21 protein-coding genes are annotated in these 19,920 nt (G+C 66.7%); 17 read left to right on the forward strand and 4 right to left on the reverse strand.

Translation table 11 applies throughout. From position 1 onward, the window contains the following. From NS355_RS12145 to NS355_RS12200, 12 genes are all read left to right on the forward strand, one after another. On the forward strand, nt 1-585 hold a 585-nt coding region (locus tag NS355_RS12145), incomplete at its 5' end, for an aspartyl/asparaginyl beta-hydroxylase domain-containing protein (protein WP_058745958.1). A 113-nt stretch (nt 586-698) separates the two neighbouring features. Beyond that, nucleotides 699-2,495, forward strand: a complete 1,797-nt coding sequence (locus tag NS355_RS12150; protein ID WP_058745959.1) for a methyl-accepting chemotaxis protein — start codon at nt 699-701, stop codon at nt 2,493-2,495. Between the two features lie 118 nt (nt 2,496-2,613). Then, the gene (locus NS355_RS12155) at nt 2,614-3,183 is read left to right on the forward strand and encodes a NifU family protein (RefSeq protein ID WP_056437140.1); all 570 of its coding nucleotides are present in this window, start codon (nt 2,614-2,616) and stop codon (nt 3,181-3,183) included. Then, complete coding sequence (locus tag NS355_RS12160; protein WP_058745960.1) at nt 3,183-3,773, forward strand: malonic semialdehyde reductase; 591 nt, start codon at nt 3,183-3,185, stop codon at nt 3,771-3,773. Before NS355_RS12155 ends, NS355_RS12160 begins: the two co-directional genes overlap by 1 nt. A 7-nt stretch (nt 3,774-3,780) precedes the next feature. Then, nucleotides 3,781-4,431: a tRNA (adenosine(37)-N6)-threonylcarbamoyltransferase complex dimerization subunit type 1 TsaB gene (tsaB, locus tag NS355_RS12165; RefSeq protein ID WP_058745961.1), complete on the forward strand. Its 651-nt coding sequence runs from the start codon at nt 3,781-3,783 to the stop codon at nt 4,429-4,431. After that, nucleotides 4,431-4,901: a GNAT family N-acetyltransferase gene (locus NS355_RS12170; RefSeq protein WP_058745962.1), complete on the forward strand. Its 471-nt coding sequence runs from the start codon at nt 4,431-4,433 to the stop codon at nt 4,899-4,901. Before tsaB ends, NS355_RS12170 begins: the two co-directional genes overlap by 1 nt. A gap of 99 nt (nt 4,902-5,000) precedes the next feature. Beyond that, nucleotides 5,001-5,423 (forward strand): Fur family transcriptional regulator, encoded by a 423-nt coding sequence (locus NS355_RS12175; protein WP_007406973.1) that lies wholly within the window; start codon nt 5,001-5,003, stop codon nt 5,421-5,423. Next, nucleotides 5,423-6,169 carry a lysophospholipid acyltransferase family protein gene (locus tag NS355_RS12180; protein ID WP_244489669.1) on the forward strand — a complete coding sequence of 249 codons (747 nt, stop codon included), beginning with the start codon at nt 5,423-5,425 and terminating at the stop codon, nt 6,167-6,169. The genes NS355_RS12175 and NS355_RS12180 overlap by 1 nt, the downstream gene beginning before the upstream one ends. A 68-nt stretch (nt 6,170-6,237) precedes the next feature. Further along, nucleotides 6,238-7,560 (forward strand): tRNA (N6-isopentenyl adenosine(37)-C2)-methylthiotransferase MiaB, encoded by a 1,323-nt coding sequence (gene miaB, locus NS355_RS12185; protein WP_084787891.1) that lies wholly within the window; start codon nt 6,238-6,240, stop codon nt 7,558-7,560. A 425-nt stretch (nt 7,561-7,985) separates the two neighbouring features. Continuing rightward, a complete protein-coding gene (locus tag NS355_RS12190; RefSeq protein ID WP_056436576.1) occupies nt 7,986-8,984 on the forward strand; it encodes a PhoH family protein in 999 nt (332 codons plus the stop codon). Nucleotides 8,985-9,087: 103 nt separating this feature from the next. Continuing rightward, on the forward strand, nt 9,088-9,603 hold the full coding sequence (ybeY, locus tag NS355_RS12195) for an rRNA maturation RNase YbeY (RefSeq protein ID WP_058745964.1): 516 nt from the start codon (nt 9,088-9,090) through the stop codon (nt 9,601-9,603). Between the two features lie 9 nt (nt 9,604-9,612). Next, nucleotides 9,613-10,518: a hemolysin family protein gene (locus NS355_RS12200; RefSeq protein ID WP_058745965.1), complete on the forward strand. Its 906-nt coding sequence runs from the start codon at nt 9,613-9,615 to the stop codon at nt 10,516-10,518. Between the two features lie 418 nt (nt 10,519-10,936). Here the strand turns inward: NS355_RS12200 and NS355_RS12205 are convergent, their stop codons facing one another. Next, complete coding sequence (locus NS355_RS12205) at nt 10,937-11,779, reverse strand: hypothetical protein (RefSeq protein ID WP_058745966.1); 843 nt, start codon at nt 11,777-11,779, stop codon at nt 10,937-10,939. A 120-nt stretch (nt 11,780-11,899) separates the two neighbouring features. Here NS355_RS12205 and NS355_RS12210 point away from each other — a divergent pair, with 120 nt between their 5' ends. Next, complete coding sequence (locus tag NS355_RS12210; RefSeq protein ID WP_058745967.1) at nt 11,900-13,225, forward strand: PQQ-dependent sugar dehydrogenase; 1,326 nt, start codon at nt 11,900-11,902, stop codon at nt 13,223-13,225. 449 nt (nt 13,226-13,674) lie between these two features. Here the strand turns inward: NS355_RS12210 and NS355_RS12215 are convergent, their stop codons facing one another. Both NS355_RS12215 and NS355_RS12220 read right to left on the reverse strand, forming a co-directional pair. Next, complete coding sequence (locus NS355_RS12215) at nt 13,675-13,977, reverse strand: polyhydroxyalkanoic acid system family protein (protein ID WP_058745968.1); 303 nt, start codon at nt 13,975-13,977, stop codon at nt 13,675-13,677. Beyond that, nucleotides 13,974-14,405 (reverse strand): VOC family protein, encoded by a 432-nt coding sequence (locus tag NS355_RS12220; protein WP_058745969.1) that lies wholly within the window; start codon nt 14,403-14,405, stop codon nt 13,974-13,976. The genes NS355_RS12215 and NS355_RS12220 overlap by 4 nt, the downstream gene beginning before the upstream one ends. A gap of 144 nt (nt 14,406-14,549) precedes the next feature. On the opposite strand from NS355_RS12220, the gene lnt reads away from it, so the two are divergent. The 3 genes from lnt (at nt 14,550) to NS355_RS12235 (ending at nt 18,642) form a co-directional block, all read left to right on the forward strand. Beyond that, a complete protein-coding gene (lnt, locus tag NS355_RS12225) occupies nt 14,550-16,088 on the forward strand; it encodes an apolipoprotein N-acyltransferase (RefSeq protein WP_058745970.1) in 1,539 nt (512 codons plus the stop codon). Nucleotides 16,089-16,129: 41 nt separating this feature from the next. Further along, a complete protein-coding gene (metK, locus tag NS355_RS12230) occupies nt 16,130-17,329 on the forward strand; it encodes a methionine adenosyltransferase (protein ID WP_058745971.1) in 1,200 nt (399 codons plus the stop codon). Between the two features lie 128 nt (nt 17,330-17,457). Beyond that, nucleotides 17,458-18,642: an acyltransferase family protein gene (locus NS355_RS12235; RefSeq protein ID WP_167345447.1), complete on the forward strand. Its 1,185-nt coding sequence runs from the start codon at nt 17,458-17,460 to the stop codon at nt 18,640-18,642. On the opposite strand, the gene NS355_RS12240 is transcribed toward NS355_RS12235, so the two are convergent. Continuing rightward, a complete protein-coding gene (locus NS355_RS12240; protein WP_058745973.1) occupies nt 18,596-19,399 on the reverse strand; it encodes a formate/nitrite transporter family protein in 804 nt (267 codons plus the stop codon). The two genes, NS355_RS12235 and NS355_RS12240, sit on opposite strands and share 47 nt — an antisense overlap. 64 nt (nt 19,400-19,463) lie before the next feature. On the opposite strand from NS355_RS12240, the gene NS355_RS12245 reads away from it, so the two are divergent. Further along, the coding region (locus NS355_RS12245; RefSeq protein WP_058745974.1) for a tRNA (guanine(46)-N(7))-methyltransferase TrmB at nt 19,464-19,920 on the forward strand (457 nt) is incomplete at its 3' end.

Consider the following 19,920-nt stretch of genomic DNA (forward strand, 5'->3'; position numbering starts at 1 on the left):
GCCCCGCCCCGCCCCGCGCTGGCGGCACTGTGCCGGGTATTCGACGGAGTGATCGCGGCCTCCTCGCTGGTGTCCAACGACCCGGTACTCGACGTTCGCGACTTCGACTGGACGGCCGGGCTGCGGCGGCAATGGCGCGCGATCCGGGACGAGGCGGTCTTGGTATCGGGTCCGGCGGCGACCAGCCGGATCGTGCCCCTGCTGCGGGGTGGAGAAACCGCGAATCGCTGTCCCGTCGCGACGGCGGCACTGGCCGAGGTGCCGGGGCTGCACGACGCCGCCTTCGCGCTGCTCGCGCCCGGCGCGCATGTCGCGACGCGGCGCGGCGCGACCAAGGGTCTGCTGACCTGTCACCTGGGGCTGGCGGTGCCGCGCGACGGCGGTGCGCGGATGCGGGTGCGCGACCGGATCGTGCGCTGGGCGGAGGGGGAGACGCTGATCTTCGACGACAGCTATCCGCATGAATTGTGGAACGAAGCCGAGGGCGCGCGGATCGTCCTGCGGCTGCGTTTCGCCCGCCCGCTGCGCCAGCCCGGCCGCACGGTCGCGGATGGCCTGCGGCGCCTGCTGGGCGACACAGCCTGACCGTCCGACATGGCCGATGCGGTATGAAATTGGTTTTATATTAACCTTTTGGTAACCCGTGACCAACGACAAGCCGCGCCGCTTGCCGACCTCGGCTTTGTCACGGAATTGTCATGTTTATCAAGAGCGTAGCAGCCCGTCTCATCGCGCCCGTGCTGGTATCGATGCTGTTGCTGGCGATCCTGTCGGCCGTCACCCTTCAGACCGAAGGGCGGGTCGCCCGCGCCAATCAGGATGCCGCCCATGCCGAGGCGGTGATGCTGCGGCTGGCCGAACTCCGCTCGCTCAGCCGGTCGTTGCAACGCGACGCACTCAACCTAGTGATCGAAAGCGATCCCGCCGAACGGCAGGTGATTCAGGGCAAGTTCGACACGCGGCTGGGCAAGTTCGCCGACCAGCTTGCCGCGCTGCGCGGCGACGCGGCGCGCTATGCGATCACGCCTGCCTATTTCACCTCACAGGCCCGCGTCCGCCGCGAACTGACCGCGGTCGGCCGCCTCGCAGGCACCGGAGACCGCGCCGCCGGTCTTTCGCATTTCCGCCAGCGGGTACGCCCGGCCGAGCGACTGGCGTCCAAGATCGCCGACACGCGGATCGATGCGCTGACCGACGAGGTGAAGGTGCTGCACGTCCGTGCCGATGCCGTCGCCGAACAGGGACGCTGGATCCTGATCGGGGCAACCGTGCTGCTCGCCATCGCCGGGCTGGCGACCGGCCTGTACATGGCGCTGCGCACCGTCGTCCGGCCGCTGCACGAGCTGCGCCAGGCCATGGGGCTGCTGGCGGAAGGCCAGACCGGGCGTGCCATTCCCCATGCCGAACGCGAGGACGAAGTGGGGGAGATGGCACGCTCGATGGTCGCCTTTCGCGACCAGCTCGCTCGCGCCGAGGCGGAAAAGACCGACCAGACCCGGCTGATCGTCGCCAGTATCGGTCAGGGCCTGGCGGCGCTCGCCAAGGGCGACCTGACCGCGCGGATCGACGCGCGGCTGGAGGAGCCCTTCGCCCGGCTGAAGAACGACTTCAACATGGCGATGGCGGCGCTCCACGCGACCATGGCACGCGTCGCGGGCGCGACCAGCGGCGTGCGGGCGGGCGCGATGGACATCCGTCAGGCCTCGGACGACCTGTCTCAACGCACCGAACAGCAGGCCGCCAGCCTGGAGGAAACCGCCGCCGCGATGGATGAGATCACCGCGACCGTCCGCCATGCCGCGACCGGCGCAACCGATGCCGCGTTGGCGCTGGAAGAGACCCGCACCGATGCCCGCGACGGCGGCGCGGTGGTCGTCCGGGCCCGCGCGGCGATGGTCGACATCCAGCGTGCCTCGTCCGAGATCGAGGAGATTATCGGCGTCATCGACGGCATCGCCTTCCAAACCAATTTGCTGGCGCTCAATGCCGGGGTCGAAGCGGCACGCGCCGGCGAGGCCGGGCGCGGCTTTGCGGTAGTCGCTTCCGAGGTGCGTGCGCTGGCGCAGCGTTCGGCCGATGCCGCACAGGACGTGAAGCAGCGCGTGCTGGCCAGCGCCAGCGGCGTGCGGAACGGCGTCGCGCTGGTCGAAGAGACGGGCGTGGCGCTGGAGAAGATCAACGACGGCATGGGTCGGCTGGGCACGCTGATGACCGGCATCGCCGACGATGCGAATCGTCAGGCCAGGGGGCTGGGCGAGGTGAACACCAGCCTGGCGCAAATGGACATGGTGACGCAGCAGAATGCCGCGATGGTCGAACAGGCCACCGCCGCCGCGCGCAGCCTGGCCGAGGAGGCGGAGCATTTGTCGCAGGCGGTCGAGCGCTTCGTGCTCGACATGGCCCCCGCACCGCTGCGGGTCGTCGGGTCGGTGAAGGAACGGATCGCGCCGCTGCCCGTTCGGCGTGCGGCGAACGAGGACTGGTCGGCTTTCTAACGGCCAGCCATAGCGGGTAGGCCGGAGCAAGCCGATCAAAGCAGGATTGCCTCTGCGGAAACGCATCCTTTCCCGCGTCCTGCTTGATCCCCATCGCGACCCGCGCCACATGGGGGTCATGCTGATCGAGACCGAACCGACGCCCAACCCGGCGACGCTGAAATTCCTGCCCGGCCGCAAGGTCATGGACAGCGGCACGCGCGACTTCGCCTCGCCCGAGGAAGCCGCCGCCAGCCCGCTGGCCGAGGCGATCTTCAACCTGGGCGACGTGACCGGCGTGTTCTTCGGCCGCGACTTCGTGTCGGTCACGGTCGCGCCCGGCACCGACTGGTCGGACGTGAAGCCCGATGTGCTGGGCATCCTGCTCGACCATTTCTCCGCGCAGATGCCGCTGTTCCGCCAGGGCGCGGCGGACTTCTCGGTGCCGTCGGAGGACAGCTTCACCGACGATCCCGAGGATGCCGACATCGTGGCCCAGATCCGCGAGCTGATCGACACGCGCGTGCGGCCAGCGGTGGCCAATGATGGTGGCGACATCGTCTATCGCGGCTTCGACAAGGGCAAGGTCTATCTCAAGATGCAAGGTGCCTGCGCCGGTTGCCCCTCGTCCACCGCGACGCTGAAGAACGGTATCGAGCAGCTGTTGCGCCATTATGTCCCCGAAGTCACCGAAGTGAGGGCCGTCTGATGAACCCGATCGACGATTCGAGCCTCGACCGGCTGTTCCGCGAGGGACGGACGTTCAACCATTATCTCGACACGCCCGTCGGCGAGGACGAGATTCGGGCGATCTGGGATCTGATGAAGATGCCGCCCACCTCGACCAACCAGAGCCCGGCGCGTATGGTCTGGTGCCTGAGCGCGGAGGCCAAGGAAAAGCTCGCGGCCTGCGCCTCGGACAGCAATGCCGACAAGATCCGCAACGCGCCCGCCGCCGTCATTATCGGCATGGACGTGAATTTCCACGAAACCCTGCCCCAGCTGTTCCCGCATGTGGATGCCAAGAGCTGGTTCGAGGGCAATACCGAACTGCGCGAGGCCTCTGCCTTCCGCAACAGTTCGCTCCAGGGCGCCTATCTGATCCTCGCCGCGCGCGCGCTGGGGCTGGATACGGGTGCGATGTCGGGCTTCGACCAGGGCGCGGTGGACAAGGCGTTCTTCGCCGACCAGCCGGGCGTGCGGTCGAACTTCATCGCGACGCTGGGTTACGGCGATACGTCCAAGCTGCACCCGCGCAACCCCCGGCTGGCGTTCGAGCAAGCCAACCGGATCGCCTGAGCCGAACTTGCGCACGCTGATCATCGACACCGCCACCGCCGCCTGCTCGGTCGCCCTTCTCGACGGCGACCGGGTGGTCGCGCATGGCCATGACGTGGTCGGGCGCGGCCATGCCGAGCGGCTGGTGCCGATGATCGCGGCCTTGCCCGATGGGGGCCGGGCGGCGCGCATCCTGGTCGATTGCGGACCGGGCAGCTTTACCGGGATTCGCGTCGGCATCGCGGCGGCGCGCGGGCTGGCGCTGGGCTGGGGCGTGATCGCGACCGGCTATCAGTCGCTGGCGCTGGTCGCCGCCGCCGGGTTCGCCGCGCACGACGACGCCGCACTGACGGTCGTGCTGGAAGGCGGGCATGGCGAGGTCTTCGTACAGTCCTTCGCGCGCGATCTGACCATACTCTCCCCCTTCGCCTCGATGAAGCCCGATGCCGCGCTTGCCGCACTCGAAGGCCGGGTCGCGATCGGCAATGGCGTGCGCTGGCTGACCGCATTGTCACCCGATCTGCCGGTGGTCGAGGCATTGCCCAATGCGTCGGAGGCATGGCGGCTGCCCGCCGACCTCACCGCCCTGCCACCGCGCCCCGTCTATGGCCGCGCGCCCGACGCCAAGCTGCCTGGCGGCATCACGCCGCCCGACGCCGTCGGTGTAGGGGCCGCCTGATGGCCAGCATCGGCATCTCGCTTCGCCCCGGTGACGCGCGCGACGCCGGTGTCGTCGAACAGGTCATGACCGCCGCTTTCGACCCGCAATGGGGCGAGGCCTGGAACCGTTCGCAACTGCTCGGCGTGATGGCATTGCCCGGTATCAAGCTGCTGATCGCCGAGGCGGGCGAGGAACCGGCGGGCTTTGCGCTGACCCGTTCGGTGCTGGACGAGGCAGAACTGCTGCTGCTCGGCGTCACGCCGGAGCATCGCCGTGCACGGATCGGCAGCCTGCTGGTCGAGGCGGTCGTCACCGACTGCGCCGCGCACGGGGTGGAAACGCTGCATCTGGAGGTGCGGTCGAACAATCCCGCCGTCCAGTTCTACGCCGCCCATGGCTTTGCCAAGTGCGGCGAGCGACGCAATTACTATAAGGGTGCCGACGGGCGGCAGTACGACGCGCACACCTATCGCCGGGCTATCGGCTGACCCGATCACAGTTTCCGGGTTATTGCGAGTCGCTATCCCCTTTTCGCAATTAGGCTTTAGGGGTAGAGAGGGGTTTGCCCGAGGAGTTGAAACGTTACCATGGCCCGCAAAATCGATCTCGAAGCGCTGTGCGCCCAAAAAGGTCTGCGCATCACCGAACAGCGCCGCGTGATCGCCCGCGTTCTGTCGGAGGCGGAGGACCATCCCGATGTGGAAAAGGTCTATGAGCGCGCCGCCAAGATCGATCCCGGCATCTCGATCGCGACCGTGTACCGCACCGTCCGCCTGTTCGAGGAAGCGGGCATCCTGGACCGCCACGATTTCGGCGACGGCCGCGCCCGTTACGAACCGTCGCCCGAGGCGCATCACGACCATCTGATCGATGTCGAGACCGGCCGCGTGATCGAGTTCGTCGACCCCGAACTGGAACAGCTGCAAAAGGCGATCGCCGAGAAGCTGGGCTTCCGCCTGGTCGATCACCGGATGGAGCTTTACGGCGTCAGCCTCGACCGCAAGGGATGATGGCAGCGGCCGTCCCCGACGACGCCGACAGCAAGGGCGGCCTGCGTGCAGCGGGTCGCCTTTTGTGTATTGCGGGCGTGCTGCTGATCGCGCTGGCGCTGCACGGGGCGTGGCGGCTGGCCGGACGCGCCTCGCCTTGGCCGCCCCACTTCCTGCGCCGGGTCGCCATGATCCTGGGCGCGGATATCCGCGTCGTCGGTACGCCGATCCGTCGCGATGTGATGATCGCGGCCAATCATCTGAGCTGGATGGATATCCTCCTGCTGGCGGGGACGTCGGGCACGCGTTTCGTCGCCAAGGCGGAGGTGGCGGCGCTGCCGCTGGTCGGTTGGCTGGCCAGCCTCAACCGCACTCTGTTCGTTGAACGCGGCGACCGGCTGGGCGTGGGCGATCAGGTCGCGACGATCCGTACCGCCCTGACCGAAGGGCAGCCGCTGGCGGTGTTTCCGGAGGGGACGACCGGCGACGACCTCAACCTGCTGCCCTTCAAGCCCGCGCTGTTTGCTGCCCTGGTGCCGCCCATTCCCGGTATCCGCGCGCAACCGGTGCGGATCGACTATGGCGCGGCGGCGGGCGACCTGGCCTGGCTCGGTACCGATCCGGGGGACGCCCATGTCAAACGGGTGCTGCGGCGGCGGGGGCGGTTCACCGTCACGCTCCATTATCTCGCGCCGTTCGACCCTGCGGACTTCCCCGACCGCAAGGCGATCGCGGCGGAGGCCCGGCGACGGATCGCCGCGACCTGACCGCCGTCATCGCCGGCGCGCCTTCCCGAAGCTGGCGAGCGGGCGACTTTTACGATAAGGGCCGCGTCATGCCCGCATCTCCCAAGACCTTTCACGTCAAGTCCTTCGGCTGTCAGATGAACGTCTATGACGGCGAGCGCATGGCCGAACTGATGGCCGCGCAAGGCCTGTCGACGACCGACGATGCCGCCGCCGCCGATCTGATCGTCCTCAACACCTGCCACATCCGCGAGCGCGCGACCGAGCGGGTCTATTCTGAGATCGGTCGCTTGCGGAAGGACGCGGGCGAGCAGGGTCGCAAGCCGATGATCGCGGTCGCGGGCTGCGTCGCCCAGGCCGAGGGAGCGGAGATCGTCCGCCGCGCCAAGGTTGACGTCGTGGTCGGCCCGCAGGCCTATCACAACCTGCCCGACCTGGTCGCCAAGGCCGCGGCGGGCGAGGCGGCGCTCGACACCGACATGCCGGTCGAGTCCAAGTTCGTCCACCTGCCAGGCCGTCGCAAGGTGAACCCCTCGGCCTTCCTAACCGTGCAGGAAGGCTGCGACAAATTCTGCACCTATTGCGTGGTGCCCTACACGCGCGGCGCGGAGGTCAGCCGGTCCTATTCGGCGATCATGGACGAGGCGCGGTCGTTGGTCGATGCGGGCGCGCGCGAGATCACGCTGCTGGGCCAGAACGTCAATGCGTGGAACGATGCCGACGATCGCGGCCTGCACGGCCTGATCCGCGAGCTGGACCGGATTCCCGGGCTGCACCGCATACGCTACACGACCAGCCACCCCAACGACATGACCCAGGGGCTGATCGACGCGCACCGCGACGTCGAGAGCCTGATGCCCTTCCTGCACCTGCCGGTCCAGTCGGGCAGCGACCGCATCCTGAAAGCGATGAACCGCCAGCACACGCGCGACAGCTATATGCGGGTGATGGACCGCGTGCGTGCGGCCCGCCCCGATATCGCGCTGTCGGGCGACTTCATCGTCGGCTTCCCCGGCGAGACGGAAGCGGACTTCGCCGACACGTTGAGCCTGGTCGACGCGATGGGCCATGCTCAGGCGTTCAGCTTCAAATATTCGCCCCGCCCGGGCACCCCCGCCGCGACGATGGCGGATCAGGTTCCGGCCGACGTGATGGACGACCGGCTCCAGCGCCTGCAGGCGGCGCTCAACCGCGACCAGCATGCCTTCAACCTCGCCAGCGTCGGGCGGACCTGCACCGTCCTGCTTGAACGGCGCGGCAAGCTGCCCGGCCAGATGCTCGGCAAGTCGCCCTGGCTTCAGTCGGTCCACCTGATCGGCGACCATCAGATCGGCGACCTGGTCGAGGTGGAACTGGTCGCGGCGGGCCCGAACTCGCTAACAGGGCAGGCGAAGGTAAAGGCGGCGGCCTAACACGAAAACCGTTCGGGCTGAGCGCGGTCGAAGCCTGCGCCCGCATTTCCGCGATTTTGTTCACGCGGAGACGCGGAGACGCGGAGGCGCGGAGATGTCTGGCCTGCCGATGGTTCATCCGGCCTCCGCGATCGGGAGACGTTATCCGACCGCCTGAGGCAGACAGGCCAAAATTGCGGCTGGATACACCCTCTGCGCGCCTCCGCGTCTCCGCGCGAACAAATCTTCTTAGTCGCGCACAGGCGCGGAGACGCGGAGGAAGAAGAATGTTTCCCGACCGCCACGCAGGGCTCTTCTTCTCCGCGCCCTCTGCGCCTCTGCGCGCAAAAAAGCCTCATCCCGTCACACCCATGTCACGCAATTTCGCTGGCGTTCCGACCGAGGCCACCCCATCTTGGGGAAACCACAGACGGTGAAAGGACCGCATGAGCCGCAAGCCCCTCCCCGCCCAGGCCGGTGAACGCAGCCGGGCGGAACTCAGCTTCGACAAGCCGCAAGTGCTGGCGCAGCTGTTCGGCCAATATGACCGCAATCTGGTCGCATTGGAGAATCGCCTCGGCGTGTACATCACCGCGCGGGGCAATCGGGTCGGCCTAGAGGGTACCGCCGAGCAGGTGGCGCTGGCCCGCGATGTGCTGAACGACCTCTATGCCCGTATCCAGCGCGGCGAGGAGGTCGATACCGGCCTGGTCGACGCCTCGATCGCGATGGCGTCCGAGCCGACGCTCGATGGCATCCTCAGCGCCGAGCGCAGCTCGACCCCGTCGGTCATGATCCGCACGCGCAAGAAGACGATCGTGCCGCGCACCCCCGCCCAGGCGCATTATATGAAGGAGCTCGTGTCCAACGACATGATCTTCGCGCTCGGCCCGGCCGGCACCGGCAAGACCTATGTCGCGGTCGCGCAGGCGGTAGCGCAGCTGATCACCGGATCGGTCCAGCGCCTGATCCTGTCGCGCCCGGCGGTCGAGGCGGGCGAGAAGCTGGGCTTCCTGCCCGGCGACATGAAGGAGAAGGTCGATCCCTATCTCCGCCCGCTCTACGACGCGCTGCACGACTGCCTGCCCGCCGAGCAGGTGGAACGGCGGATCGCCAGCGGCGAGATCGAGATCGCACCCATCGCCTTCATGCGCGGCCGGACGCTGGCCGATGCCTTCGTCATCCTCGACGAGGCGCAGAACACCACGCCCGCCCAGATGAAGATGTTCCTGACCCGCTTCGGCCAGAACAGCCGCATGGTCATCTGCGGCGATCCCAACCAGGTCGACCTGCCCGGCGGCGTGGCGGCATCCGGGCTGGCCGATGCGGTGCGTCGCCTAGAGGGGGTCGAGGGCATCGCGATGAGCCGCTTCACCGCCGCCGATGTCGTCCGCCATCCGATCGTCGGACGCATTGTCGATGCCTATGAAGGGCCGAACGCCTGAGCCTGCTTTCGCCAACACCTGCTTTCGTTGGCGTAACGATGGAACTGTTGGTAGGGGGCGGCGATTTTTACCATCACCGCCACGCTGCCCTGGAAAGCCTCCCATGATCGAAATCGCGCTGATCCATGAAGAGCCCTGGTCGGGGGACGAGCAGAGCTGGGAAGTGCTGGCCACCCGTGCCGCGCGTGCCGCGATCGAGCGCACGCCGTACGGCCCGCTGCTGACCACGCCCGCTCTGATCGAGATTTCGGTGCGGCTGACCAGTGACGACGAGGTTCAGTCGCTCAATCGCCAGTACCGGCAGAAGGACAAGCCGACCAACGTCCTGTCCTTCCCGATGGTACAGCCCGACCTGATCGAGACGGTGACCCAGAATTCCGACGATGGCGAGGTTCTGCTGGGCGATATCGTGCTCGCCCACGGCGTCTGCGTTGCGGAAGCGGCCGAACGCGGGATTTCCGCCGAAACGCATGCGACTCATCTTCTGGTGCATGGCGTCCTGCATCTGCTAGGCTATGACCATATGAACGATGACGAGGCAGAGGCGATGGAGGCGATCGAACGCGACGCGCTGGCCAGTCTCGGCATCGCCGATCCCTATCTGATACGCGAGGACTGACACCCCCCGATGGCCGACGGCCCCAGTAGCAGCACCGGCAACGGTGACTCCAACGAATCCAGCATCTGGCACGGGCTGAAAAGCCTGATCTTCGGCGGCGAGCAGGAAGAGTCGCTCCGCGACCAGCTGGAGGATGCGATCGACCGGCACGAAGGCGATCCCGGTCCCGATGCCAAGGGCGACCTGACCCCGCTGGAGCGTCAGATGGTCCGCAACCTGCTGCATTTCGGTGAGCGCGACGCCGGTGACGTGGGCGTGCCCCGTGCCGACATCATCGCGGTCGAGGAGCGCACGACCTTCGACCATCTGGTCCAGATTTTCGCGGAGGCCGGGCACAGCCGCCTGCCCGTCTATCGCGAGACGCTCGATTCGATCATCGGCATGGTCCACATCAAGGACGTGTTCAACATTCTGGCGACCGGCGCGGAGCATCCCGCCACCATCGCCGGGCTGATCCGCGATCCCCTCTATGTGCCCATGTCGCGCGGGGCGCTCGACCTGCTGGCCGACATGCGCCAGAAGCGGGTGCACCTGGCGGTCGTGCTCGACGAATATTCGGGCACCGAGGGCCTCGTCACCATCGAGGACCTGATCGAGGAAATCGTCGGCGAGATCGAGGACGAGCATGACGAGGCGCCACAGGCGCTGCTCGTGCCGCTCGATGGCGGCGCGTGGGATGCGGATGCCCGTGTCGGGCTGGAGGAGGTCGGCCGCGCGGTCGACCCGCAGCTCGAAGAAGCGGAGGACGATGTCGACACGCTGGGCGGCCTGACCGCGGTGCTGGCGGGCCAGGTGCCTGCTGTCGGCACCTGCATCGACCATCCCAGCGGCTGGCGGATCGAGGTGACGGAAGCGGATGAACGCCGCATCCACCGCCTGCGCCTGCATCCGGCGGTGGCAACGGCCGACGAATGAGCCGCGCCTGTCGGGCCGGGGGATCGAGCGCTTCGAAAGAGCGCCGGTCTTCGGAAACAGGGTGAGGCCGTTCCTTGTCGGATATTTCCTACGGGAGGGCACCCCTTGGCCATTCGAAAGGGTGAATGGTCGATGCCGTACACTACAACGACGGACATATCGCTGCTGGGTTAAGCCTGTAACAGCCGTCCAGTTCAGGCTCTCCCCCTCCCACAGCAAAATCATTCAATCGATTACAGAGCGCACTTTAATCTATTATCCCATGTGATATCCGTGCCCTATACGTCGTGGCACAGACGATACTTCCCGGTTCGCGGGCGCGGATAAACTCCCTGACATTCGCGTCCTCGACGGCCGCCGGTGCGCTCCCCGTGGCACCGGCGGCCAAAAGTTGTACGCGAGGGACGCGACGCCCGGCTCACCCGACCGGCAGCAGGGTATCGACGCCGCGCGCCGCCACGACCCAGCGATAAAAGGCATCGGTCAGCGCGTATCGAAAATAGAGCGGTTCGACTTCGATCGGCCCCTGGCGACCCAGGCAATGCCGCCCCTGATCAAGAATGCGATAGACATATTGGGTCTGAAGTGCCGGATGGCCATGCGCCCGGACCATCCGGGTGGTGTTCTCCGGTTCGGACCGTACGAGACATTGCAGCGCCCGGGCACGAAGCCGTTCGTCGGAATAGGCCAGTGACAGCCGGTTTGCTTCCATGGCCTCCAGCCGCGCCTGCACGGCGGGATCATCAACCTGTCGGGTCGTCAGCTCCGCATCGGGTGCGAAACGGGCGATGGCCGCCTCCAGGACGGCACCCCGATCATAGACGCTGCGGCATACCGGCAGCCCCATACTAGTATTGACCGCCCAGCAGCTCGCCAGATCGGGCGGTGCAGGCATGGGCGAGAGCGGAAGATCGGGCCAGCAGGCCATGTTGGCTCGGATGAAGCCGTCCATCGCAAACAGGGATGCCGGACTGTTCGGCTTTCCGTCGATCACCCGGTGCAGCAGCTTGACCGGAAAAAACCGGGCGCAGCGCACGAACATCTGCGCCTTGTCGTCCAGAATGCGGTTCGTCAGCCGATCGGGCTGGATCGTGATACCCGGCGGGGGTGGAGCGCCGGTCGGCGGAAGCCTCTCCGCCTCGACGACGACTTCGCGTCCCTCGACGGGCGCGGGCCGGTCGTGATCCTGAACCGCCCCTATCGCCGGAACGGCCGCCATCATCACGGCCGCCAAACCCCATTCGATCGATCCCATGCGCATGACATGCCCTCCCAAGCCTTCAGAACGCGCCCGACATGATGGCGACAAAGGCGATCCAAGGCCAGCGCGCCGTCACGCTTTCCCCTTCCCCCCGCGCCGCGCCCACCCTATCCTTGGGTCATGCGCAAACATGTCCTGATCGTCCTTGGCATCATCGTCCTGATCGGCATCGGTGTCGTCACCTGGCTCGCCTGGCCCGACACGGCGCGGTTGAGCGTCGATCAGGTTGCGGGCGCGCGGCCGACGATCGAGACACCGCGCGAGCAGACGATTCCCACGGTCGACATCGCCAAGCCGGTCGGCTGGGCGAACGGCGCCAAACCCAGCGTCGCGCCGGGCCTGGCCATCCAGCCCTTTGCAAGCGGCCTCGACCATCCGCGCTGGCTGTACCAGTTGCCCAATGGCGATGTGCTGGTCGCCGAAACCAACTCGCCACCGCGGCCCAGTTCGGGGATCGTGCAGCGGGTGATGAACTTCTTCCTCGGCCGGGCGGGCGCGGCGGTGCCGTCGGCCAATCGGATCACCCTGCTGCGCGATACGAACGGCGACGGCGTGGCGGACGTGAAGACGCCGTTCCTGACCGGGCTCAACTCACCCTTCGGCATGGTGCTGTTCGATGGGCAGCTTTACATCGCCGACACCGACGCACTGGTCCGCGTGCCCTATCAGGAAGGCGCGACGAAGATCACCGCCAAGCCTGAAAAGGTCGTGCCCCTGCGTCCGGCAGGCAATCACTGGGCACGCAATGTGATCGCTTCGGGCGATGGCAAGACGCTGTTCGTGTCAGTCGGCTCGTCGAGCAACGTCGCCGAAAACGGCATGGCGATCGAAAAGAACCGCGCCGCGATCCTGCAGGTCTGGCCAAAGGACAAGAACTGGCGAGTCTATGCGGGTGGGCTGCGCAACCCGAACGGCATGGCGCTGAACCCGGTCAACGGGCGGCTGTGGACCGTGGTCAACGAGCGCGACATGCTCGGCTCCGACCTGGTGCCCGATTATCTGACCCAAATCGAATTCGGCGATCACTTCGGCTGGCCCTGGTATTATTGGGGCGGCTATCCCGACAACCGGGTCCAGCCGACCAATCCGCCGCTCCAGCAATATGTAAAGCGCCCCGACTATGCGCTGGGACCGCACGTCGCCGCGCTCGGCCTGACCTTCTCGGAGGGTGCGAAACTAGGCGACCGCTTTGCGCGCGGTGCGTTTGTCGGCGAGCATGGATCGTGGAACCGCAAGCCGCCCTCGGGCTACAAGGTCGTGTTCGTGCCCTTCGCGGGGGCGTTCCCGGTGCCGAACGCCAAGCCGGTCGAGGTGGTCGGTGGCTTCCTGAACGCCAAGGGCCAGGCGCAGGGACGTCCCGTGGGCGTGATCGTCGACAAGACCGGCGGCCTGCTGGTCGCGGACGATGTCGGCAATGTGGTGTGGAAGGTCAGCGCGGCAAAGTAATCATTGAGCTGGAAATAATCCCCGCCATGGCGATCGTTACAGGGCTTCCCCCGAAAATTGCCGTCCCGGCGATCGTTGCTCTGGTTGTGATCGCGCTCTCTGCTGGCGTGCTCAGCATGACCAGCAGGAAGGCGGGACCAAGCTATGATTGGGGTGAACAGGTCCCGGCATCCGTCTATGAATGGCCGCCGGGCTGCCTGAAACGGGATTACCGAAAGCTTGATCGTCTTCCGAAGACATGCACGTACCGCCGCCGGTATAGGCTGACCAATCAAACTGACCTTGGCTTATCGGCCGGCAAGGGTGAAGTCTGGTATCGGGTTGGAGACGACGCGCTGTTGTTGGACTGTCAGACTTGGGGACGGGCCTGCATCATCAGGAATAGCGTTCCAGGCAAATTCACGACCCGGCGACAATAATAGAGATTGCTTGCCGCCCCGCTCGCAGCGCTACTTCAACAGCTTCGGCGCCTCTGACCGGATCACCGCCTCGAGCTGGCTGGAAAACAGCGACAGGAAGGCGGGCAGGTTCACCACCGCATGGACCTTGTCCTCATAGACCGTCGCCTGCGCGCCGATCGACTGGCCCATCGCGCCGACGGTGAAGTACATCGTGTCACCGTCCCAGCGATGCTCGACGGTCGCGCCGCCGGGGATCATGCGGCCGATCTTGCCGATGCCGCCGTCCAGCCGCTGGCGCACGCCCTCCTTGCCGAGCTTGTGCGGGATATCAAGCGAAATGGGGGCGCTCATGCGGTCATCTCCGTGGCAAAGAGCATTGCGTCGTCGGCAAAGGCCTTGAACTCCAGCGCGTTGCCGCTGGGGTCGCGGAAGAACATCGTCGCCTGCTCGCCCGGCTGGCCCTTGAAGCGGACATAGGGGGCGATGCCGAAGGAGACGCCCGCCGCCTCGACGCGGGCCGCGAGCGCTTCCCAGTCCGCCATGGTCAGGACCACGCCGAAATGGGGCACGGGCACCTGATGGCCGTCGACCGCATTCTCGACCGCGACCGGCTTGGCGGCCGGATCGAGATGCGCGACGATCTGATGGCCGAACAGGTCGAAGTCGATCCAATGATCGCTCGACCGGCCTTCGGAGCAGCCCAGCACTTCGCCATAGAAATGGCGGGCGGCGGCCAGGTCGTGGACCGGGAAGGCGAGGTGGAAGGGGCGCAGGGTCATGAGGAGAAGCTAAGGGGGCGGGTAGCGTTTTTCCACCTTTGGTTTTGGGAATTGCCCCTCGACGATGCTGCTCATGGTGGCGGAGGGGCATGGCCCCACATCCCGCATTGCTCCTGTCACAGGGCCGCGCCATATCCTGCTGCCGTGACCCGCTATCCCGCTCTTATCGCCCTGATCGCCGGGGCCGTCGCCGCCTGCGGCTTTGCCCCGCTCGACCTCTGGCCACTGCTGCTGGTCGGGCTGATCGTCCTGCTCGCACTGGTGCAGGATGCGCCGAGCATCCGGGGCGCGCTGTGGCGCGGTTGGGTGTTCGGGGTCGGGCATTTCACCGTCAACAACAACTGGTTCCAGCACGCCTTCGACTTTCAGGACAAGATGCCGCCGGTGCTGGGCTATTTCGCGGCGGTCGGGCTGGCGCTGTATCTCGCCATATTTCCGATGGCGGCGGCGGGCGTCGCGTGGCGCTTGCGCGGGCGGCGACCGGATGCGGCCTATGTGCTGATCTTCGGGGCGACGTGGATCGCGACCGAATATCTGCGCGCGCGACTGTTCACCGGCTATGCCTGGGACCCGTTGTCGGTCGCGTGGTTGCCGGTGATCGGCGTGGCGCGGATGACCGCATTCGTAGGCACCTATGCCCTGTCGGGGCTGACCGTGGTGCTGGCGGGCGCAATCTGGCTGGCGCTTCGGCGGCACTGGCATCTGGCGGCGGTGATGGTGCCCGCAACCGGCCTCGCGGCCCTCTCCGCGCCCCTCACCCGTGCACCCGAGCCCGCCGCCGGCGCGCCGCTGGTCCGCGTGGTCCAGCCCAATGTCAGCCAGGACCAGCGCGGGCAGAGCGACGGCCCGCTGCTGCTCGAACGCCTGACGCAATTGTCGGGGCGTCCCGGCCCCCGCCCCAAGCTGATCGTCTGGCCCGAGGGCGTCGTGCGCGACATGATCGAGGACGGTTACCCCGAATGGGCCTATTTCGGGTTCAACTATGCCCCGCCCTTCTGGACACGCCGCCAGATCGCCCGCGTGCTCGGCCCGCGCGACACCGCGCTGGTCGGGGGAACCGCGCTGATCTTCTCGCCCGACCGCGCGCGGGTGAGCAGCGCGACGAATAGCGTCTTCGCGATCAACCCGCGTGCGCAGATCACCGGCCGCTACGACAAGGCGCATCTGGTGCCGTACGGCGAATATCTGCCCATGCCATGGCTGCTCAAGCCGCTGGGCCTTGCCCGCCTTGTCCCCGGCGACATGGACTTCACCCCCGGCCCCGGCCCCCGCAATCTGCGCGTGCCCGGCTTCGGGCCGGTCGGGGTGCAGCTTTGCTACGAGATCATCTTCTCCGGCCAAGTGGTGGACGAGGCGCATCGGCCGCGCCTGCTCTTCAATCCGTCCAACGACGCCTGGTTCGGCCGCTGGGGCCCGCCCCAGCATCTGGCACAGGCGCGGATGCGCGCGATCGAGGAGGGGCTGCCGATCATCCGCGCCACCCCGACGGGCATCTCGGCCATCATCGCCGCCGATGGCCGCCTGATCGCCACCGTCCCCCACGAGACGGCGGGCGCGGCCGAAGCGCCCCTGCCCGCCGCCCTGCCGCCGACGCCCTTCTCGCACCTCGGCAACATGATGGCGCTGGCCATCGCCGCAGGGCTGGCCGCGATCGGCGTTGCCTTCCGCCGCCGTCATCGCTAGAGGACATATAAAGCTATCTTTATATCCTTATGAGGACGGGAATGCGGAACTCGTACATCTTTACCTCGGAATCGGTTTCCGAAGGTCACCCCGACAAGGTCGCAGACCAGATCAGCGACTCGATCGTCGACCTGTTCCTGTCCAAGGATTCGGAAGCGCGCATCGCGTGCGAGACCCTGACCACCACCAACAAGGTCGTGCTGGCGGGTGAAATCCGCTGCAAGGGCGTGTTCGAGAACGACCAATGGGCCGAGGGCGCGCTGGAAGAGATCGAGAAGACCGTGCGCGATACCGTCAAGCGGATCGGCTATGAGCAGTCGGGCTTCCACTGGCAGAACTTCGACTTCTCGAACAACCTCCACGCTCAGTCGGCGCATATCGCGATGGGCGTGGACGAGAGCGGCAACAAGGACGAAGGCGCCGGCGACCAGGGCATCATGTTCGGTTACGCGACCGACGAGACGCCCGGCCTGATGCCCGCCACCCTGTACTACAGCCACAAGATCCTGGAAAAGATGGCGGCCGACCGCCACTCCGGCGCGGCCCCCTTCCTGGAGCCCGACGCCAAGAGCCAGGTGACGCTTCAGTACGAGAACGGCGTGCCGGTCCGCGCGACCGCGATCGTCGTGTCGACCCAGCACTCGGCCGAGCTGTCGAACGAGGCGGGGCAGGCCAAGCTTCGCGACTATGTGAAGTCGGTCCTGACCGACATCCTGCCCGAGGGCTGGCTGCCGGAAGAGAAGCAGATCTACGTCAACCCGACCGGCCTGTTCGAAATCGGCGGCCCGGACGGTGACGCCGGCCTGACCGGCCGCAAGATCATCGTCGACACCTATGGTGGTGCTGCTCCGCATGGCGGCGGCGCGTTCAGCGGCAAGGACCCGACCAAGGTCGACCGCTCGGCCGCTTACGTCGCGCGCTACCTCGCCAAGAACGTCGTCGCGGCGGGCCTGGCCAAGCGCTGCACCATCCAGCTGTCCTATGCGATCGGCGTGGCCGAGCCGTTGTCGGTCTATGTCGACCTGCACGGCACCGGCCAGGTCGAGGAAGCCAAGCTGGAGGCCGCGCTGCCGAAGCTCGTCCGCCTGACGCCCAAGGGCATTCGCGAACATCTGAAGCTGAACGCGCCGATCTATTCGAAGACCGCCGCCTATGGTCACTTCGGCCGCGAAGCCGAGGGCGCGCTGTTCACCTGGGAAAAGACCGACCTGGTCGACCAGATCAAGGCCGCCGTCGCCTGATCCCGTCCATTCGGTAAAGCAAGGACGCCCGTGCGGAGACGATCCGTGCGGGCGTTTTTCTTGGTCCCGTCTTGCGCCCGAACCGCTATTTCATCAGGCCTTAACCCATATGGGGCCTGATGGGGTCGATGGCATCGAAGTCGACATGGGGGAAAGAGGGCGGCCCGGTCCGTTCGACGCCGGACGCCCGTGGCCGTGGCCGTGGCTATCCCGCGCTGGATGGCCTTCGTGGCCTGGCAGCGATCATCGTCGTCTATTACCATGTCACGGGCGTAGCGACCGGGTTTCAGGGCGGGATATTCGGCCATGGCTATCTGGCCGTCGACCTGTTCTTCGCCCTGAGCGGCTTCGTACTGTTCCATGCCTATGACGACCGGTTCCGCCGGGGCCTGTCGGTCGGCACATTCCTGCGGCTGCGGCTGATCCGGCTCTATCCGCTCTATGCGGTCGGCCTGTTGATCGGTCTGGCGGCGAACATGCTGATCCTGCTGATCGATCCGCCACAGGCCATGACGGGGGGACGTTTGCTGTCGAGCATCGCGACGGGGCTCGTCCTGCTACCGTCCCTGCCCCCGACGGGCGACCTGTTCCCGCTGAACGGGCCCTGCTGGACGCTGATGCTGGAATTGATGGCCAATATCCTGATGGCGATCCTGTGGCGGCGCATCGGCGTGCGGAGCATGGTCGTCCTATGCGCCACGCTCGCGGTGATCCTGACAGTTTACGGCACCGCCCATGGCGATGTGGCGGCAGGCGACAAGTGGAACAGTCTTTTGTTCGGCCTTGTCCGCTGTGCCCTGTCCTTCTCCATCGGGATTTTGGTTCGCCTTCTCTCCGGCGGCCGGGCGACCGGACCGGCTCCGGGCAATGTCATGGTCGGCCTGCTGTGCCTTTCCCTGGCCGCCCTCCTGATCTGGTCGCCGCCTGCGCAATATGCGGCACTATACGACTTGGGCTTCATTCTCGTCGCGTCGCCGCTCTTCATCCTTCTGGGATCGCGCATCACACCGTCGGGCCCGACTGCGCGCCTTTGCACGCTGTCAGGCGGGACGTCCTATGCGCTTTACGTCACGCATTGCCCCATGATCGGCGTCGTCCTTCTGTGGAGCTACACCACGGGTACGCTCGTCTATCGGGATCACCTGTTGTTGTTTGCCAGCGGCTATACGCTCGTCTTTGCCGCGCTGGCCTATGGCCTGGACCGTCTATACGACGTTCCGGTGCGGCGTTGGCTGGGACGGCAACAGGGTCGGACGGCCTCGAAGGCTAGTCCCGCGTCTCCCCCTGTACCTGACCATGGGCGAGCAGCGTAAACAGCCCCGCACCGCCGACCAGATTGCCCAGGATCGCCGGGATCAGCAGGCCGAACACGGTACGCCCGGCATCGACATGACCGGTGAAGAGCAGCAGGAACGCCTCGTCCGCGCCGACGATCGAGTGGCTGAATCCGGCGATCGCGATGACATAGGTGATCGCCAGAATGATCCAGAAGGCCTGGGTCCGGCCATTGGGCAGGATCCAGGCGACCACCGCGATCAGGAACCCGGCGGGGATGGCGTTGACGAACGTGTCCCAGCCGCTCAGTTCCAGAATACGCATCGACACGGCGACCATCGACTCGCGGATCTCGGCATTGCCCAGCGCCCCCGCCGCCACCATGCCCGCGGCCAGCGCCGTGCCGATCAGGTTGGCGACCAGCACGATCCCCCAGAGCCGCAACGTCCGCTGAAGCGCCCAGCCCGATGGCTTCGTCACCAGCGGCAACATCGCGGTGATGGTGCTTTCGGTGAATAGCTGCATCCGTCCGAGAATGACGACCAGAAACCCCACCGGATAGCCCAGCGCCGCGACCAGTCCGCGCCACGGCGCCTCGGGCAGCCCGGCATGGAGCGCGCCCTCGGCGATCAGTGAACTGTGGATCGCGATCCCCGCCGCCAGCCCCGACCAGAACAGCGCACCGGCCGGGCGATCGAGTTCGCTCTCCCCCGCTTCACGCACCGCACGGTGCAGGTCCTTGGCATCGGCGGCCTTTTGCGCCTTGCCATCGGTTTGGGGAGCGTCGTTTTCCATGGTGCATGGCCAACGAGCGACCCCACCCTTGGCTCCCTGTGCGACTAGCGCTAAAGGCCCGGCGATGAACGATCCGACGACGATCCGCCGCCTTTATGGTCGGCGTCAGGGCCATAAGCTGCGCCAGGGCCAGGCCGCACTGGTCGAAGATATGCTGCCGACGCTGAGCGTGCCCGAGGAAGGCCCGCTGGATGCCATGCGTCTGTTCGGCGAGGATCGGCCGCTTCAGGTCGAGATCGGCTTCGGCGCGGGCGAGCATCTGGCCGGGCAGGCCGAGGCGACGCCGGGCACCGGCTTCATCGGCTGCGAGCCGTTCCTGAACGGCGTGGTCGGCGCGCTCGGCCATATCCGCGACCGCGAGCTGACCAATGTCCGCCTGCACATGGGCGACGCGCTGGAAGTGATCGAGCGGCTGCCCGATGCCAGCCTGGAACGCGTCTATCTGCTCCATCCCGATCCCTGGCCAAAGGCCCGCCACGCCAAGCGGCGGATGATGAATCACGGCCCGCTCGACACCATCG

The sequence above is a fragment of the Sphingomonas yabuuchiae genome (genome assembly GCF_001477495.1).
GTDB classification, from domain to species: domain Bacteria; phylum Pseudomonadota; class Alphaproteobacteria; order Sphingomonadales; family Sphingomonadaceae; genus Sphingomonas; species Sphingomonas yabuuchiae_A.

What these genes read in the sequence shown, in the direction of transcription:
- NS355_RS12175 (WP_007406973.1), top strand. Translation starts at nt 5,001, where the DNA reads ATGGCCCGCAAAATCGATCTCGAAGCGCTGTGCGCCCAAAAAGGTCTG.
- NS355_RS12210 (WP_058745967.1), top strand. Translation starts at nt 11,900, where the DNA reads ATGCGCAAACATGTCCTGATCGTCCTTGGCATCATCGTCCTGATCGGC.
- miaB (WP_084787891.1), top strand. Translation starts at nt 6,238, where the DNA reads ATGCCCGCATCTCCCAAGACCTTTCACGTCAAGTCCTTCGGCTGTCAG.
- NS355_RS12190 (WP_056436576.1), top strand. Translation starts at nt 7,986, where the DNA reads ATGAGCCGCAAGCCCCTCCCCGCCCAGGCCGGTGAACGCAGCCGGGCG.
- NS355_RS12200 (WP_058745965.1), top strand. Translation starts at nt 9,613, where the DNA reads ATGGCCGACGGCCCCAGTAGCAGCACCGGCAACGGTGACTCCAACGAA.
- NS355_RS12205 (WP_058745966.1), bottom strand. Translation starts at nt 11,779, where the DNA reads ATGCGCATGGGATCGATCGAATGGGGTTTGGCGGCCGTGATGATGGCG.
- ybeY (WP_058745964.1), top strand. Translation starts at nt 9,088, where the DNA reads ATGATCGAAATCGCGCTGATCCATGAAGAGCCCTGGTCGGGGGACGAG.
- NS355_RS12235 (WP_167345447.1), top strand. Translation starts at nt 17,458, where the DNA reads ATGGCATCGAAGTCGACATGGGGGAAAGAGGGCGGCCCGGTCCGTTCG.
- NS355_RS12240 (WP_058745973.1), bottom strand. Translation starts at nt 19,399, where the DNA reads ATGGAAAACGACGCTCCCCAAACCGATGGCAAGGCGCAAAAGGCCGCC.
- NS355_RS12180 (WP_244489669.1), top strand. Translation starts at nt 5,423, where the DNA reads ATGGCAGCGGCCGTCCCCGACGACGCCGACAGCAAGGGCGGCCTGCGT.
- metK (WP_058745971.1), top strand. Translation starts at nt 16,130, where the DNA reads ATGCGGAACTCGTACATCTTTACCTCGGAATCGGTTTCCGAAGGTCAC.
- NS355_RS12155 (WP_056437140.1), top strand. Translation starts at nt 2,614, where the DNA reads ATGCTGATCGAGACCGAACCGACGCCCAACCCGGCGACGCTGAAATTC.
- NS355_RS12150 (WP_058745959.1), top strand. Translation starts at nt 699, where the DNA reads ATGTTTATCAAGAGCGTAGCAGCCCGTCTCATCGCGCCCGTGCTGGTA.
- NS355_RS12220 (WP_058745969.1), bottom strand. Translation starts at nt 14,405, where the DNA reads ATGACCCTGCGCCCCTTCCACCTCGCCTTCCCGGTCCACGACCTGGCC.
- NS355_RS12160 (WP_058745960.1), top strand. Translation starts at nt 3,183, where the DNA reads ATGAACCCGATCGACGATTCGAGCCTCGACCGGCTGTTCCGCGAGGGA.
- NS355_RS12170 (WP_058745962.1), top strand. Translation starts at nt 4,431, where the DNA reads ATGGCCAGCATCGGCATCTCGCTTCGCCCCGGTGACGCGCGCGACGCC.
- NS355_RS12215 (WP_058745968.1), bottom strand. Translation starts at nt 13,977, where the DNA reads ATGAGCGCCCCCATTTCGCTTGATATCCCGCACAAGCTCGGCAAGGAG.